Origin of the sequence: Actinomadura macrotermitis (genome assembly GCF_009604375.1) — a bacterium.
In the GTDB taxonomy this organism is placed as follows: Bacteria; Actinomycetota; Actinomycetes; order Streptosporangiales; family Streptosporangiaceae; genus Spirillospora; species Spirillospora macrotermitis.
Window position 1 is genome coordinate 24,647 of record NZ_WEGH01000007.1, and the last position, 14,473, is coordinate 39,119.

Below are 14,473 nucleotides of genomic sequence, written 5' to 3' on the forward strand. Positions count from 1 at the left end.
TGTTCCTCACGCCGGGGGGCTGGACGGCCAGCGTAGTACGGCCGTTCCGGCGGGTTTCAGTCGGCCAGGCCCGCCGCCGCCCGGGCGATCGCGGGGAAGAAGGCGGCCGGGTCGGCGCCGTCCAGCACGTCGCGCAGGTTGCCGGAGTTGGCGAGCGAGGCGAACCCGTGCGCCAGCGACCAGGCGGCCAGCACCGCCGTCTGCGTCTCCTCCGCCGAGGCGCTCGCGGCGATGGCGTCGCGCAGCAGGGCGTAGGCGCGCGTCTGCGCCTCCACCAGCGCGGGGTCGCCGATGTGCAGCAGGTCGGCGCGGAACATGACCTCGAAGTGGCACGGGTGCGCCGTAGCGAACGCCACATAACGCCCGCCGAGGGCGCTGAGCGAGGCGGGGCCGTCCGCCAGCCGCGCGGCCAGCAGTTCGAAGCCCTCGGCCGCGATCGCGGTGAACAGCCCGGTCTTGTCGCCGAAGTGGTGGGCGGGCGCGGCGTGCGAGACGCCCGCGCGGCGGGCGAGGTCGCGCAGGCTGAGCGCGGCGGGGCCGCGCTCGGCGATGAGCTCGACCGCGCCGCGCAGCAGCGCGCGGCGCAGATCGCCGTGGTGGTAGGGGCGGGCACTGGTCATGCCGCCAGCCTACCGGGGATCTTTCCATTGACAAGTTCGCCCGGAAGGTGCATCTTGTCAGTGGAAAGATCCGAGTGGAGGACGTCATGGACCCGAGCACTTCCCGCCGCCTCTGGCACCTGCTGGAGCCCGCGCACGCGCTGCTCTACTACGCCCCCGAGGTGTTCGCCGAGGCCGCGTCCCTCGGCTACGCGACTGAGCCCCGCTGGCCGAGCTACTTCGCCTGGCGCGCCGCGCCCCTCGATGCCGCCACGCCCGAGCTGGTCACCGCCGCCTTCTACAGCTTCGAGCCCGGCATGGTCCGCCGGCACGTCGAGCCCGCCTGGAGGATCGCCTCGCCCGAGGCGGTCCTGGCGGCGCGGCAGCGCGCCATGGACGCCGTCTACCGGCGGTTGCTCGGGGAGCAGCTCGGCACGCCCGGACTGGCGGAGGCCGCCGCGCTGGCGCGCCGCGCCGCCGAGGCGGCGCAGACCGCCGGGCGCCCGCTCGCCGCCGCCAACGCCGCGCTGCCCTGGCCGGACGAGCCGCACCAGGTGCTCTGGCAGGCCGCCACGATCCTGCGCGAGCACCGCGGGGACGGGCACGTCGCCGCGCTGCTCACCGCCGGGCTGGACCCCGCCGAGTCGCTCGTCTCCTTCGCCGCGTTCGGCGCCGCCCCCGAGAAGGTCTTCGCGAGCCGCGGCTGGAGCGAGCGGGAGTGGAAGGAGGCGGCGGAGCGGCTGCGCGAGCGCGGCCTGCTGGACGCGGCCGGAGAACTCACCGAACCCGGCCGCCGGGTGCGCCGCGACATCGAGACCCGCACCGACGAGCTGGCCCTCGGCCCCTGGCGGGCCCTTGGCGCCGAGGACACCGAGCGGCTCGCCGAACTCCTCGGCCCCGTGTGGGTCGCGGCCATCGGCAGCGGCCTGCTGCCCGCCGAGAACACCCTCGGCATCGGAAAGATCTGACGGGAGACGTCGTGGGCCGCGTCAGTGGCCGGCGAGGGACTTGACGAACACCACGGCGAGGCCGATCACCAGGTCGGCCGTCCCCGCCAGAGTCGCGACCAGCGGCCCGTTGCCCATCCGGCGGCCGCCGAGGAAACCCCACAGGAACAGCGAGAACACGTCCAGGACGATCGAGACCCGCAGCGCCGCCACCAGCCCGAGCGCGCCGAGGGCCGCCAGCCCGGTCATCAGGAGCGGGCCGGCGGCCGACAGCAGCAGCGGCGAGCTGACGTACAGCGTGCTGCGCAGCCCGGTGTGGTCCAGCGGCTCGCCGTGCACGGTCTTGTGCGCCTGGACCTCGGCGACCAGCGAGGCGAGCCAGAGCCCGAGCGCGGTGATCGCGATCGTGGCGGCCGCCTCGCCCGGGCTCACGGCGGGCGCGAAGGAGAGGCCGACCAGCACCGCGAGCATGGTGATGGTCGCGTAGATGCGCTCGGTCAGCCGCTCGGCCGCCAGTTCCGGCGCGGGTCCGCGGTCCGCCACGTCCCTATCGTGATCACCGCCGCGCCGCGGCAACCCCGCCGCGGCGCAACGGCCGGGCAAAGCGGCCGGCTCACATGTGGGTGCCGCCGTCGATGCGCACCTCGGTGCCGGTGACGAACGCGCCGTCGTCGGAGGCGAGCATCGCGACCACGCCGGCGACCGTCTCGGGGCCGGCGAAGCCCTGGCCGATCGCCGGGAGGAGCTTGCCGAACAGGCTCATGTCGGCGTCCTCGGGCAGGCCCGGGCCGCGGCCGGTGGTCATGCCGCTGGAGATCGAGCCGGGCGCGACCGACACCGCGCGCAGCCCCTGCTTGGCGTACTCGGCCGCCAGCACGTGCGTGAACGACTGGATGCCGCCCTTGGACGCGGCGTAGGCGGCCATGTAGGGGTGCGCGAAGCTCGCCGAGGTGGAGCTGAAGTTGACCACGACGCCGTGCCCGGACGCCAGCAGCGCGGGCAGCGCCTCGCGGGTCATCAGGAACGTGCCGGTGAGGTTGACCTTCAGCACGGTGTTCCAGAAGTCCAGGGTCGTCTCGTGGGTGTGCGCCGAGCGCAGGATGCCCGCCGCGTTCACCAGCACGTCCAGGCCGCCGAGGGCGGCGACGGCGGCGGCGACGCCGGCGCGCACCGCGCCCTCGTCCGAGATGTCCAGTACGGCGGTGGTGAGCGGGGCGTCCGGCCCCGCCTGCTCGGCGGTGGCCCGCAGGCCCTCCTCGCTGACGTCGAAGGCGGTGACCCGGCCGCCCTCGGCCAGGATGCGCAGGACGGTGGCCTGCCCGATGCCCGAGCCCGCGCCGGTGACGATGACGCGGCGGTCCTGGAAGCGGTTCATGGTGGTTCCTCCCCGATCGATGCTGTTGGCAGCTTATGTCTACATGGCACAACGTGCCACCCAGGCGTTTTATGCCTAGGATCGGGGCATGGGGCTGACCGAGCGGCGCAAGGCCGCCACCCAGCTGGAGATCGCCCGCGAGGCGGCCGCGCTGTTCGCCGAGCGGGGGGCCGACGGCGTCACGGCCGAGGAGATCGCGCGGCGGGCCGGGGTGTCGCCGCGCACCTTCTACCGCTACTTCCGCACCAAGGAGGAGGCCGTCGCGCCGCTGCTCGCGGGCGGGGCCGCGCGGTGGCTGGAGCTGCTGGCGGCCGCGCCCGCCGGGCTGACGGTGCCGCAGGCCCTGGCCGGCGCGGCGCGGGACGCGCTGGCCGCGCCGGGGGAGCCCGAGCGCGAGGCCTACCGGTGGACGCGCGGCCTGCTGCGGGCCGCCGCGGCCGATCCCGCGCTGCGCGCGGTGTGGCTGAAGGTCAACCAGGAGTCCGAGGACGCGCTGCGGGCCGTGCTCGCCGCCCGCACCGGCCTGGACGGGCGCGACCTGCGCACCCGCCTGACGGCGGCCGCCGCGACGGCCGCCATCAGGGTCGCGATCGAGACCTGGGCGGAAGGGGACGCCCCCGCCGCCGGGCCCGGCTCGCCCGCCGACCTCGGCGAGCGCGCGATGCGCGACCTCACCGCCGCGCTGGACGGCTAGCCCGCGTACTCGTCGTCGTACTCGTCGGGGTAGGGCAGCTTCGACCCGGCCCCCATGCCGCCGGACGCGCGGCCCTTCGGCTCCTCCCACTCCTCCTGGCGGCCGAGGGCGGTGAGGTCCAGGAAGTAGTACGAGCCGCCGATCGTCTCGGCGCCCCGCGCGTACATCGAGTACGTGTGGTAAACGGTGTCGCCGTCGCGCAGGAAGCAGCTCATCCCGGGCATCTCGTACGGCTCGTCGATCTCCATCGGGCGGAAGTTGTACTCCGGCAGCGCGACCGCCGGGTCCAGCGAGACCCCGAAGTCGTAGTTGAAGTCGCTGCCGTGGGAGGAGTACCAGGGGAACACCCAGCCCATCTCCTCTCTGAACGGCCCGATCTTGGCGTACGGGGCGCGCGACACCGCCGCGTAGGTGGTGGCGCGCTCGTTCAGGTGCCGCAGGTGCCCGACCGAGATCTCGGCGAGGCCCGACGAGCAGCTCCGGCAGGCGCGGTCCCAGGCCGGGTCCCACATGACGTGGCCGACGATGAGCTGGTCGCGCCCCTGGAACAGGTCGAGCAGGGACGCCTCGCCGTCCGGGCCCTCGAAGACGTACCCCTTGTCGATCCGCACCATCGGCAGACGGCGGCGCTCGGCGTTCAGCGCGTCGCGGGCGCGGGTCAGCTCCTTCTCCTTGACCAGCAGCTCCTTGCGGGCGGCCAGCCATTCCTCCCGTGTGGCGATCTCCGGGAGCGCCATGGGTCCTCCTTCGTCGCGGATGCCTTCCGTAGGTAGGGACCCGGCGACGGCGGAGAACTCATCGATGACTTTCCGGCGGCGTCGCGGTCAACCCTTTCGGTGAGGGGAGAGGCCATGGACGACGCGGTGACGGCGCTTCGGCTTGATCACGCGGGGCTGCTGGAGCGCGCGGTCGCCTACACGCTGGTCGTCCTGCACGACGTCACGCCCGCGGCGCTGTCCCGGCCGACGCCGTGCGCCGGCTGGGACCTGGGGATGCTCCTGTGGCACCTGGACGACTCCCTCGCCGCGCTGCACGAGGCCGTCGACGCCGGATCGGTCGCGCCGGCCTCGCCGCCGCCCGCCCCCGGCGACCCGGTGGCGGCCTGCCGGGCGGGCGCGGCGCGGCTGGTCGGCGCCTGGACCGCCGCGGCCCGCACCGGCCGCGCGGTCACCGTCGGGGCCTGCCCGCTGCAGGCCGGCCTGGTCGCGGGCGCGGGCGCCGTCGAGATCGCGGTGCACGGCTGGGACGCCTCCCGCGCGCTCGGCGGCCGCCGGCCGATCCCGCGGGCGCTCGCCGCGGCGCTGCTGCCGGTCGCGGCGACCCTCGCCGCCGGCGGGCGCGAGGGGCTGTTCGCGGCGCCCGCCGAGCCGCCGCCGGGCGCGCCGCCGGGCGACCGGCTGGTCGCCTTCCTCGGCCGCGACCCCGGTCAGGCCCTCGGCGCGTAGCGGCGGACGCCGCCGGTCTCCTGCGCGTCCAGCACGCCCTGGTCGGTGAGGACGTCCAGATGCGCGTCGATCTCCAGGACGGCCAGCATCTGCGAGAACACGTCCAGCTCGTCCAGCTTGCGGCGGCGCCGCGTCCACGGCATCGCCGCGGCGACCTCGTAGGCCGTCGCGCAGCCCGCGCGGACCTGCGCGGCGGCGGTGTCCAGCCGCTCCTCGTGGTGGCGGAGCAGCTCGTCGACGCGGGTGTGCACGCTCGGCGTCACCGGGCCGTGCGCCGGCAGCAGCAGCGTGTCGGGCATGTCGCGGACGATCCGCAGCGACGCCAGGTAGCTGCGCAGCGGCTTGGGCTCCGGCTCGGTCTCCAGCCCGATCGAGGGGCTGATGTGCGGCAGCACGTGGTCGCCGGCGAACAGCAGCCCGGCGGCGGCGTCGCGCAGCACCACGTGCCCGCGGGTGTGGCCCGGGGTGGCGAACACGTCCAGATCGCGGCGGGTGAGCGCGATCCGCTCGCCGTCGTCCATCCAGGAGTCGGGCATGGTGTGCGGGACCTCGCGCTCCTCGGCGTTCACCGGCCGCCCGGCGACCTGGCCGGCCAGCTCCGGCGCGCCGCAGCGGCGCAGCAGCTCGACCTGGCGCGGGTGCAGGCCCCGGCGGGTGTCGAACGCCTCGATCGAGGGCCGCTCGCCGCGCCCGATCCGCACCCGGCTGCCGAACGACTCGCGCAGCGCGAGCGCCTGGGAGTAGTGGTCCCAGTGCGCGTGCGTGACCAGGAACTGGGTCACGTCGTCCAGCCGGTGGCCGAGGGTGCGCAGCGCGTCCGCCAGGGCCGCGCGCGAGTCGGGCATCGACCAGCCCGAGTCGACCACGACCAGGCCGCCGGGGTCCTCGATCACGTACACGTTCACCGCGTGCAGGGTCGGGATCGGCAGCGCCAGCGGGACGCGGTGCACCCCCGGGGCGACCGGGTGGGCCCCCGGCTCGGTCCAGTCCGCGGGCTGCTCCAAGATCGGTGCTGCCACCGTGTCCCCCTCCGTCGCCACGATAATCCGGGCAGAACCTACTTCATTGGTACCAACCGCTTGGTATCCGGGGCGGGTCAGCGCGAGTCGAGGAAGCGGTCCAGCACGCGGGTGCCGAACTTCAGCCCCTCGACCGGGACGCGCTCGTCCACGCCGTGGAACATGGCCTGGTAGTCCAGCTCCGGCGGGAGCAGCAGCGGCGCGAAGCCGAAGCTCTTGATGCCGATCCGGGCGAACGACTTGGCGTCGGTGCCGCCGGTCATCACGAACGGCACCGGGTGCGCGGCGGGGTCCTCGGCGCACAGCGACCCGGCCAGCGCGGCGAACGTCGGGCCCGACGGGTCGGCCACGGGCGCCGGGTCGTGGCTGATGAACTCGCGCACGATCCGCGGCCCGAGCAGCCGGTCCACCGTGGCCAGGAACTCCTCCTCGGTGCCGGGCAGGAACCGCCCGTCGACCTGCGCGGACGCGGTGCCGGGCACCACGTTGACCTTGTAGCCGGCGTCCAGGCGGGTCGGGTTGGCCGAGTTGCGGACCGTGCCGGCGAACAGCCGGCCGACCTGGCCGAGGCGCGCCGCCTCGGCGTCCAGCCGGTCGTGGTCGATGGTGGTGCCGAGCGCGCCCGCCAGGCCGTCCAGCAGCGCCCGCACGCCCGGCGTCAGCCGCACCGGCCAGGTGTGCGAGGCCAGGCGGGAGACCGCGTGGCACAGCTCGGCGACGGCGTTGTCGGGCGCCGGCTTGGAGCCGTGCCCGGCGGTGCCGCGCGCGGTCAGCCGCATCCACGCGGTGCCGCGCTCGCCGGCGGCGATCGGGTAGATCCGCTTGCCCGGCGCGGCGGTCACGCTGTACCCGCCGGACTCGCTGATCGCCTCGGTGCAGCCGGTGAAGAAGTCGCGGTGCTCGCGCACCACGTACCGCGAGCCGTAGTCGCCGGTGCACTCCTCGTCGGCCAGGAACGCCAGCACCAGGTCGCCGCGGGTGCGGCGGCCCTCGCGCAGGCGCTGCCGGACGACGGCGAGCGTCATCGCCAGCGACCCCTTCATGTCGACCGCGCCGCGTCCCCACAGGCAGCCGTCGCGGACCTCGCCGGCGAACGGGTGCACGCTCCACTCGGCCGGATCCGCGGGCACGACGTCCAGATGGCCGTGGATCAGGAAGGCCGGGGCGGACGGGTCGGTGCCGGGGATGCGCACCAGCGTGCTGGCGCGGCCCGGGGCGGACTCCACCACGACGGGGTCGGCGCCGGCCTCCTCCAGCAGCCCGGCGACGTGCTCGGCCGCCGGGCGTTCGGGACGGCCCGCGCCCTCGCCCTCGTTGGTCGTGTCGATCCGCAGCAGCCCGGCACAGATGCCGGCCACCTCGTCGGCCGCCGTGCGCTCGCACACCTCGGTCTGGGTCATCTACCCGCCTTCCGTTTCCCGTTCTTCGCCCGCGTTGTCTCGATCGGATTGCGAATTGATCAGTGCCGGGGCCGCGTGACGGCCCGGGGTACGACTCCCGATCAACGCGTGAGGAGGACCATGACCCACCTCAGGAACGTCGCCGGGCTCACGGCGATCATGCTCACCGTAGTGACCGCGGCCGCCGCGTGCGGCGGAGACGGCGCAAGGTCCGGAGACGGGACCTTCGTCGTGGGCCATGCCGAACCCGACCACCTCGTCCCCGGGAACACCACGAGCTCGTACGCCTTCGACGTGCTGAGCGGGCTGTTCGAGAACCTGGTCGGGCTGACCAAGGACGGCAAGACGGTGAACCAGGCCGCCGCGTCCGTCACCAGCACCGACCAGAAGGTCTGGACGATCAAGATCAGGCCAGGGCAGCGGTTCCACAACGGCGAGCCCGTCACGGCCACCAGCTTCGTGGACGCCTGGAACAACGCCGCCTATGGCCCGAACGCCTACGAGGCCAACGACTATTTCTCGCACTTCCTGGGTTACGCCGATCTCAACCCCGAGGACGGCAAGACCAAGCCGAAGACCGACAAGCTGTCGGGCCTGCAGGCCGTCGACGAGTCCACCCTGAAGGTCACGCTGAGCGCGCCGTTCAGCCAGTTCCCCCTGCTGCTCACCTACCCCGCCTTCGCGCCGATGCCCAAGGCCGCCTTCACCGACCTCAAGGCCTACGAGAACCACCCGATCGGGAACGGTCCGTACCAGATGAGCGGCGACTGGCAGCGCAACGGGGCGATCAAGCTGGTCCCCTTCGCCGGTTACACCGGCACCCGCAAGCCGCGGAACAAGGGCGTCACCTGGAAGAGCTACTCCAACGCCGACACCACCTACACCGACCTGCGCGCGGGCCGCATCGACATCATGCAGACCATTCCCGCCGCCAAGGTACCCGAGGCCAAGCGCATTCTCGGTGACCGTTTCCTCACCCGCCAGATGGGCACCACCGACTACCTCGGCTTCCCCCTGTTCACAGGAAGATTCAACAGCCCCGACCTGCGCAGGGCCATCTCCATGGCCATCGACCGCCAGGGCATCAACAAGGCCGTCTACAACGGCGACTACATCCCCGCCGACTCGCTGCTGCCCGCCGTCATCCCCGGGCACCGCCCGAACGCGTGCGGCGAGGCGTGCACCTACGACCCGGCCAAGGCCAAGCAGCTGTTCGACAAGGCCGGCGGCTTCAAGGGGACGCTGGAGCTGTACTTCTCCAGCGCGCAGCCGACCTACGCCCAGTGGATGCAGATCGTCGCCAACTCCCTCAAGCAGAACCTCGGCATCACCGACATCCAGTTCCGGCAGATCCCGGCCGCCGACTACTTCTCGACGCTGTCCAAGAAGGCCGAGAAGGGCCCCTACCGGCAGAACTGGGAGGCCGACTACCCGAGCGCCCAGAACTATCTGGAGAACATGTGGGGCGGCGCGGGCAACAAGATGGGCTGGAAGAGCAAGGAGTTCGACGACCTCATCGCCAAGGGCAACCAGGCCGGCAGCGAGCAGGAGGCACTGCGCTTCTACAACCAGGCCGAGGACGTCGCGCTGCGCGAGATGCCGCAGATCCCGTTGTGGACCTGGGCCGGGCAGGGCGGCCGCTCCAAGCGCGTCGACAACGTCACCATCACCGCCTACTCCAACGGCCTGCTCGCCCACGAAGTGACGGTGAAGTGACCCGCGATGCGGCGCTACACCCTGCGGCGGCTCCTGCAGGCCGTCCCGGTCTTCCTCGGCACCACACTGCTGATCTACCTGATGGTGTTCGCGCTGCCCGGCGACCCGATCAACGCCCTGGCCGGGGACAAGCCCGTCCCCGAGTCGGTGGTGGCGGCCCTGCGCGCCCGCTACCACCTCGACGACCCGCTGCTGGTCCAGTACGGCAAGTACATGATCGGGCTGCTGCACGGCGACCTCGGTGAGAACTACGACGGGCAGCGCGTCGCCGACATGCTGGCCGGCCGGTGGGGCGTGACGCTGCGGCTCGCGGTCACCGCGTGGGCGTTCGAGCTGGTCTTCGGCATCGCGCTCGGGGTGTGGGCGGGGCTGCGCCGCGGCCGCCTCGCCGACACACTCGTGCTCGGTGGGACGACGCTGCTCATCGCCGTCCCGGTGTTCGTGCTCGGCTACGGCGCGCAGCTGCTGTTCGGGGTGCGCTGGCCGGTCTTCCCCTCCGCCGGCACCGACGAGGGGTGGCCGGTCGGCTACCTGCTGCCCGCGATGGTCCTCGGCTCCCTCGGCCTGTCCTACGTGGCGCGGCTCACCCGCACCGGCCTCGCCGAGAACCTGCGCGCCGACTACGTGCGCACCGCCCGCGCCAAGGGCCTGTCGCGGGCCCGCGTCGTCGGCCGGCACACGCTGCGCAACTCGCTGATCCCGGTGGTGACCTACCTCGGCGTCGACCTCGGCGCGCTGATGGGCGGCGCGATCGTCACCGAGGGCATCTTCAACCTGCCCGGCATCGGCCAGCAGGTGTTCCAGTCCATCCAGCTGAAGGAGGGGCCCGTCGTGGTCGGCGCGGTCACCCTGCTCGTGCTGATCTTCCTGGTGGTGAACCTGGCCGTGGACCTGCTGTACGGGCTGCTCGACCCCCGGATCCGGTACGAATGAGCGCCCCCGATCCCGGCGTCGCCGCCGTCGTCGCCGAGGCCGCGGGCCCGGTCACCGGCCGTGCCGCCTCGCTGTGGGGGGACGCCTGGCAGGACCTGCGGCGCCGCCGCCTGTTCTGGGCCTGCACCGCCGAGCTCACGCTGGTGACGGTGATGGCGGCGTTCCCCCGGCTGTTCACCTCGCGGGGCGCCAACGAGGGCTGCGACCCCAACCTCGCCAAGCTCGGGCCGTCCGGCGCGCACTGGTTCGGCACCGACGTGGCGGGCTGCGACTACTTCGCGCACGTCGTGCACGGAGCCCGCCCGACCCTGCTCATCGGCATCGCGGTCACCGCGTTCGCGACGCTCATCGCCGTCGTCCTCGGCACGCTGTCGGGCTACTACGGCGGCCTGCTGGACACGGTCGTGGCGCGGCTCACCGACGTGTTCTTCGGCCTGCCGTTCGTGCTCGGCGCCACCGTCATCCTGGTCGCCTTCCCCGGCCACGGCGTCGGCGCGATGACGCTGGTGCTGGTGCTGCTCGGCTGGACCACGATGATCCGCATCATGCGCGGCCAGGTCATCGCGGTGCGCTCGGCCGACTACGTGCAGGCCGCCCGGCTGCTCGGCGCCTCCGACGCGCGGATCATGCGCCGGCACATCCTGCCGAACGCGATCGCGCCGGTGATCGTGGTCGCCACCCTCAGCGTCGGCAACGTCATCTCCGGCGAGGCGACGCTGGACTTCCTCGGCGTCGGCCTGCAGTACCCCCAGGTGTCGTGGGGGCTGCAGCTGAACCAGGCGCAGTCCTACGTCGTCGACCACCCGCACCTGCTGCTGTTCCCGGCCGTCTTCCTGTCGGCCACGGTGCTGGCGCTCCTGCTCCTCGGCGACGCCGTCCGCGACGCCCTCGACCCGAAACTGCGGTGACGATGGAACCTGCCGACCGGCTGCTGGAGGTCACCGGCCTCAGCGTGGAGTTCGCCGTGCGCGGCGCGACCGTCCGCGCCGTCAACGACCTCACCTACCACCTGGGGGAGGGGGAGACCGTCGCGATCCTCGGCGAGTCGGGGTCGGGCAAGAGCGTCGCGGCGCAGGCGGTGATGGGCATCCTGGACACCCCGCCCGCCCGCGTCACCGCCGGGTCGGTGCGGCTGCGCGGCGCCGAACTGCTCGGCCTGCCCGAGCGCCGCCGCCGCGAGTTCCGCGGCGACCGGATCGCGATGGTCTTCCAGGACGCCCTCACCGCCCTCAACCCCGTCTTCACCGTCGGCGACCAGATCTGCGAGATGTTCCAGGTGCACCGGGGCATGCGCCGCCGCGCCGCCCGCGCCGAGGCCGCCGCGCTGATGGAGCGGGTGCGCATCCCCTCGGCCGCGCGGCGCCTGTCGGACCACCCGCACCAGTTCTCCGGCGGCATGCGCCAGCGCATCATGATCGCGATGGCGCTGGCGCTGGAGCCCGACGTGCTCATCGCCGACGAGCCGACCACCGCCCTGGACGTCACCGTGCAGGCCCAGATCATGCGGCTGCTCGCGAGCCTGCGCGACGAGCTGCGCATGGGCCTGGTCCTCATCACCCACGACCTCGGCGTGGTGGCGGGCGTCGCCGACCGGATCGTGGTCATGTACGCCGGGTCGGTCGCCGAGCAGGCCCCCGCCCGCGCCCTGTACACCCGCCCCGCGCACCCCTACACCGCCGGGCTGCTCGCCTCGGTGCCGCGCCTGGACCGGCCCGCCGGGCCGCTCACCCCGATCAAGGGCGCGCCGCCCGACCCCGCCGCGCTGCCGCCCGGCTGCCCCTTCCACCCGCGCTGCCCGCGCGCCGAGGCGGTGTGCGCGGCCGAACGGCCGCCGCTCGTCACCGTCGCGCCGGGGCACGCCGCCGCCTGTCACTTCGCGGTCGAACAGCACGGCGCCCGGGAGGTGCGCGATGGACAGTGACGAACCGATCCTGCGGGCCGAGGGGCTGGTGAAGCACTACCCCGTCACCCGCGGCGTGCTGTTCAAGCGGACGGTCGGGCAGGTGAAGGCCGTCGACGGCGTCGACCTGGCGCTGCGGCCCGGCGAGACCCTCGGCGTCGTCGGCGAGTCCGGCTGCGGCAAGTCCACCCTCGCCCGGCTGCTGCTCGCCGCCGAGCGCCCGACCGCCGGCACCGTCCGCTTCGCCGGCCGCGACCTGTCCGCCCTGCCGCGCCGCGAGCTGCGCGCCCTGCGCCGCCGCGTCCAGCTCGTCATGCAGGACCCCTACTCCTCGCTGAACCCCCGCATGACCGTCGGCGACATCGTCGGCGAGCCGTTCGAGATCCATCCCGACGCCGCCCCCAAGGGCGACCGCCGCGCGCGGGTGCGCGAACTGCTCGAGCTCGTCGGCCTCGACGCCGGGCACGTCGGCCGCTATCCGCACCAGTTCTCCGGCGGGCAGCGCCAGCGCGTCGGCATCGCCCGCGCCCTCGCGCTGCGGCCCGACGTGGTGGTGTGCGACGAGCCGGTGTCGGCGCTGGACGTCTCCGTCCAGGCCCAGGTGATGAACCTGCTCGCCGGGCTGCAGCGCGAGCTCGGCCTCGCCTACGTGTTCATCGCGCACGACCTCGCCGCCGTCCGGCACCTGTCGGACCGGATCGCCGTCATGTACCTCGGCCGGATCGTGGAGACGGGGGAGCGGGAGCGGATCTACGACCACCCGACCCACCCCTACACGCAGGCGCTGCTGTCTGCGGCGCCCATCCCCGACCCCGGCGCGCCCGGCTGGGCCGGGCAGATCCTGCTGGAGGGCGAGCCGCCGTCGCCGATCGACCCGCCCTCCGGCTGCCGCTTCCGCACCCGCTGCTGGAAGGCGGCGGAGATCTGCGCCGCCGAGGAGCCGGCGCTCGTGCCCCGCGCGGGCTCGGCCCACCCGAGCGCCTGCCATTTCGCGGCGGAGCGGGTGGTCAGCGAAGACGCTTGATATCGCCATAAGCACGGTAAAAGCCCCCGCGTTCGGACAGTCGCACCTCCTGCACCAGATAACGGGCGCCGGGCTCCCGGATGCCCTTCGGGAACTGCACGTTCCACCCGCTGTCATAACCCGCGTCGAGCACCCGGACGCGCAGCCGCGAGCCGTCCCGGTAGCACTCGACGACCACGCCCTCGTCGGCGGACGTGGCGGTCTCCACCGTCAGCGTCGGCTCCACCGCCACCAGCCCGGCGGTGGCCTTGACGTCCAGCGGCGTCGGCACCGAGCCCTGCTCGGCGTCGCGGATGGCCTGCTCGCTCACGTCCACGCAGGCCAGCGAGCCGTTGGTGGTGACCAGGTAGAGGCGGTCGTCCAGGAACTGCATGGAGAACGCCGACCCGCAGCCGGTCGCCAGCTTCCACAGGCGGGTGCCGTCGCGGTCGAAGCAGTACACCGAGGAGGTGTAGTCGCCCGCGAAGACGTACCGGCCGTCGGGGGCGGCGGCGCACGAGTACACCGCCGCGTCGCAGCGGTAGACCGCCTCGGTGCGGCCGTCGGCCTTGGCGAGGCGGTGCACCTGGCCGGTGCCGGTCCCGGCGTAGACCGAGTCGCGCTCCTGCCAGCCGAACAGCACGTTCCCGCCGACCGGTGTCTGCCACACCGGCCGCCCGCCCACGGCCTCGTAGCGCGCGACGCCCGCCGAGTGGCCGTGGTAGACCGCGTCGCCGTCGCAGCGCACCATCCACGCCGAGTCGCCGTCCACGTCGCGCGCCCACTGGAACTCGTCCTCGTGGTCGATGACGGTGGCGCGGCCGTTGCGGTCCGACACCCCGAGCACGCCGTCATGGATGTCGACCCAATAGATGTCGACATCGGCGGAGATCTCGTAGGCGACCCGGGGGACCTTGCCGCTCAGGTCGTAGACCCGGCCGTCGTCGCAGCCCGCGTAGATCCAGAAGTCGTCGGCGACGATGCACTTGACGCCGTCGGGCAGGTGGAAGCGGCCGGTCACCGTGCCGTCGTGGGTGACGGTGTAGACGTCGCCGTGCTGGTTGCCGACCAGGCAGCGGTCCCGGTCCACGAAGACGCCGAACGCGGCGGCGCCGCTGGCGAACCGCCACAGCACCGGCGCCTGGCGCGCGGTGGACCGGGTGCTGACCACCGGCCGCCGCGACACCGGCCGCGCCTGCCGGCCCCCGCGCACCGCGTGCGCGTAGCCCTTGCGCAGCTTCTCGCCGACCTTCTTGGCCGCGGCGGCCTGCGCCTTCGCCGGCGTGGCGAACGCGGTCGTCTTGCGCTGCCCCCGCTCGCCGATCCGGCCGTAGGAGATCGTGACGTCGGTGCCGTCCACCACCACCTCGTAGAACTTGTGGGCGCCGCCGCCCGTCTCCGACAGCTCCAGATAGGTGGTCTGCTGTGTCATCGCTCCGCCT

At 73.5% G+C, this 14,473-nt stretch carries 15 protein-coding genes; 8 read left to right on the forward strand and 7 right to left on the reverse strand.

Annotated elements, in window-relative coordinates; all coding sequences use genetic code 11:
- Positions 1-56: 56 nt before the first annotated feature.
- Positions 57-620: a TetR/AcrR family transcriptional regulator gene (locus tag ACRB68_RS38725; RefSeq protein WP_153541807.1), complete on the reverse strand. Its 564-nt coding sequence runs from the start codon at positions 618-620 to the stop codon at positions 57-59.
- Positions 621-706: 86 nt separating this feature from the next.
- Here ACRB68_RS38725 and ACRB68_RS38730 point away from each other — a divergent pair, with 86 nt between their 5' ends.
- On the forward strand, positions 707-1,567 hold the full coding sequence (locus tag ACRB68_RS38730; protein WP_153541809.1) for an SCO6745 family protein: 861 nt from the start codon (positions 707-709) through the stop codon (positions 1,565-1,567).
- A 21-nt stretch (positions 1,568-1,588) separates the two neighbouring features.
- On the opposite strand, the gene ACRB68_RS38735 is transcribed toward ACRB68_RS38730, so the two are convergent.
- Both ACRB68_RS38735 and ACRB68_RS38740 read right to left on the reverse strand, forming a co-directional pair.
- Positions 1,589-2,089 (reverse strand): hypothetical protein, encoded by a 501-nt coding sequence (locus tag ACRB68_RS38735; protein WP_235960960.1) that lies wholly within the window; start codon positions 2,087-2,089, stop codon positions 1,589-1,591.
- A 70-nt stretch (positions 2,090-2,159) separates the two neighbouring features.
- On the reverse strand, positions 2,160-2,921 hold the full coding sequence (locus tag ACRB68_RS38740; protein ID WP_153541811.1) for an SDR family NAD(P)-dependent oxidoreductase: 762 nt from the start codon (positions 2,919-2,921) through the stop codon (positions 2,160-2,162).
- Positions 2,922-3,009: 88 nt separating this feature from the next.
- Here ACRB68_RS38740 and ACRB68_RS38745 point away from each other — a divergent pair, with 88 nt between their 5' ends.
- Complete coding sequence (locus tag ACRB68_RS38745) at positions 3,010-3,615, forward strand: TetR/AcrR family transcriptional regulator (protein ID WP_153541813.1); 606 nt, start codon at positions 3,010-3,012, stop codon at positions 3,613-3,615.
- Here the strand turns inward: ACRB68_RS38745 and ACRB68_RS38750 are convergent.
- A complete protein-coding gene (locus tag ACRB68_RS38750) occupies positions 3,612-4,352 on the reverse strand; it encodes a DUF899 domain-containing protein (protein ID WP_153541815.1) in 741 nt (246 codons plus the stop codon). The two genes, ACRB68_RS38745 and ACRB68_RS38750, sit on opposite strands and share 4 nt — an antisense overlap.
- Before the next feature lie 114 nt (positions 4,353-4,466).
- Between ACRB68_RS38750 and ACRB68_RS38755 the strand changes: the two genes are divergently transcribed.
- Positions 4,467-5,060: a TIGR03086 family metal-binding protein gene (locus tag ACRB68_RS38755; RefSeq protein WP_153541817.1), complete on the forward strand. Its 594-nt coding sequence runs from the start codon at positions 4,467-4,469 to the stop codon at positions 5,058-5,060.
- On the opposite strand, the gene ACRB68_RS38760 is transcribed toward ACRB68_RS38755, so the two are convergent.
- Positions 5,042-6,079 (reverse strand): MBL fold metallo-hydrolase, encoded by a 1,038-nt coding sequence (locus ACRB68_RS38760; protein WP_328595316.1) that lies wholly within the window; start codon positions 6,077-6,079, stop codon positions 5,042-5,044. The two genes, ACRB68_RS38755 and ACRB68_RS38760, sit on opposite strands and share 19 nt — an antisense overlap.
- 77 nt (positions 6,080-6,156) lie before the next feature.
- A complete protein-coding gene (locus ACRB68_RS38765) occupies positions 6,157-7,479 on the reverse strand; it encodes a M20/M25/M40 family metallo-hydrolase (protein WP_153541819.1) in 1,323 nt (440 codons plus the stop codon).
- A gap of 120 nt (positions 7,480-7,599) precedes the next feature.
- On the opposite strand from ACRB68_RS38765, the gene ACRB68_RS38770 reads away from it, so the two are divergent.
- Genes ACRB68_RS38770 through ACRB68_RS38790 form a run of 5 tightly spaced genes read left to right on the forward strand, consistent with a single transcriptional unit; the run spans position 7,600 to position 13,052 of the window.
- Positions 7,600-9,195, forward strand: a complete 1,596-nt coding sequence (locus tag ACRB68_RS38770) for a peptide ABC transporter substrate-binding protein (protein WP_153541821.1) — start codon at positions 7,600-7,602, stop codon at positions 9,193-9,195.
- Between the two features lie 6 nt (positions 9,196-9,201).
- A complete protein-coding gene (locus tag ACRB68_RS38775) occupies positions 9,202-10,128 on the forward strand; it encodes an ABC transporter permease (protein ID WP_153541823.1) in 927 nt (308 codons plus the stop codon).
- Positions 10,125-11,036, forward strand: a complete 912-nt coding sequence (locus ACRB68_RS38780; RefSeq protein WP_153541825.1) for an ABC transporter permease — start codon at positions 10,125-10,127, stop codon at positions 11,034-11,036. Before ACRB68_RS38775 ends, ACRB68_RS38780 begins: the two co-directional genes overlap by 4 nt.
- 2 nt (positions 11,037-11,038) lie before the next feature.
- Positions 11,039-12,049: an ABC transporter ATP-binding protein gene (locus tag ACRB68_RS38785; RefSeq protein ID WP_153541827.1), complete on the forward strand. Its 1,011-nt coding sequence runs from the start codon at positions 11,039-11,041 to the stop codon at positions 12,047-12,049.
- Positions 12,039-13,052 carry an ABC transporter ATP-binding protein gene (locus tag ACRB68_RS38790; RefSeq protein WP_153541829.1) on the forward strand — a complete coding sequence of 338 codons (1,014 nt, stop codon included), beginning with the start codon at positions 12,039-12,041 and terminating at the stop codon, positions 13,050-13,052. The genes ACRB68_RS38785 and ACRB68_RS38790 overlap by 11 nt, the downstream gene beginning before the upstream one ends.
- Here the strand turns inward: ACRB68_RS38790 and ACRB68_RS38795 are convergent.
- Entirely contained in the window at positions 13,036-14,463 is a 1,428-nt protein-coding gene (locus ACRB68_RS38795) for a WGR domain-containing protein (protein ID WP_153541831.1), read from the reverse strand. The two genes, ACRB68_RS38790 and ACRB68_RS38795, sit on opposite strands and share 17 nt — an antisense overlap.
- Between the last annotated feature and the right edge of the window lie 10 nt (positions 14,464-14,473).

What these genes read in the sequence shown, in the direction of transcription:
- ACRB68_RS38780 (WP_153541825.1), top strand. Translation starts at nt 10,125, where the DNA reads ATGAGCGCCCCCGATCCCGGCGTCGCCGCCGTCGTCGCCGAGGCCGCG.
- ACRB68_RS38750 (WP_153541815.1), bottom strand. Translation starts at nt 4,352, where the DNA reads ATGGCGCTCCCGGAGATCGCCACACGGGAGGAATGGCTGGCCGCCCGC.
- ACRB68_RS38725 (WP_153541807.1), bottom strand. Translation starts at nt 620, where the DNA reads ATGACCAGTGCCCGCCCCTACCACCACGGCGATCTGCGCCGCGCGCTG.
- ACRB68_RS38755 (WP_153541817.1), top strand. Translation starts at nt 4,467, where the DNA reads ATGGACGACGCGGTGACGGCGCTTCGGCTTGATCACGCGGGGCTGCTG.
- ACRB68_RS38765 (WP_153541819.1), bottom strand. Translation starts at nt 7,479, where the DNA reads ATGACCCAGACCGAGGTGTGCGAGCGCACGGCGGCCGACGAGGTGGCC.
- ACRB68_RS38730 (WP_153541809.1), top strand. Translation starts at nt 707, where the DNA reads ATGGACCCGAGCACTTCCCGCCGCCTCTGGCACCTGCTGGAGCCCGCG.
- ACRB68_RS38740 (WP_153541811.1), bottom strand. Translation starts at nt 2,921, where the DNA reads ATGAACCGCTTCCAGGACCGCCGCGTCATCGTCACCGGCGCGGGCTCG.
- ACRB68_RS38745 (WP_153541813.1), top strand. Translation starts at nt 3,010, where the DNA reads ATGGGGCTGACCGAGCGGCGCAAGGCCGCCACCCAGCTGGAGATCGCC.
- ACRB68_RS38770 (WP_153541821.1), top strand. Translation starts at nt 7,600, where the DNA reads ATGACCCACCTCAGGAACGTCGCCGGGCTCACGGCGATCATGCTCACC.
- ACRB68_RS38775 (WP_153541823.1), top strand. Translation starts at nt 9,202, where the DNA reads ATGCGGCGCTACACCCTGCGGCGGCTCCTGCAGGCCGTCCCGGTCTTC.
- ACRB68_RS38785 (WP_153541827.1), top strand. Translation starts at nt 11,039, where the DNA reads ATGGAACCTGCCGACCGGCTGCTGGAGGTCACCGGCCTCAGCGTGGAG.
- ACRB68_RS38795 (WP_153541831.1), bottom strand. Translation starts at nt 14,463, where the DNA reads ATGACACAGCAGACCACCTATCTGGAGCTGTCGGAGACGGGCGGCGGC.
- ACRB68_RS38790 (WP_153541829.1), top strand. Translation starts at nt 12,039, where the DNA reads ATGGACAGTGACGAACCGATCCTGCGGGCCGAGGGGCTGGTGAAGCAC.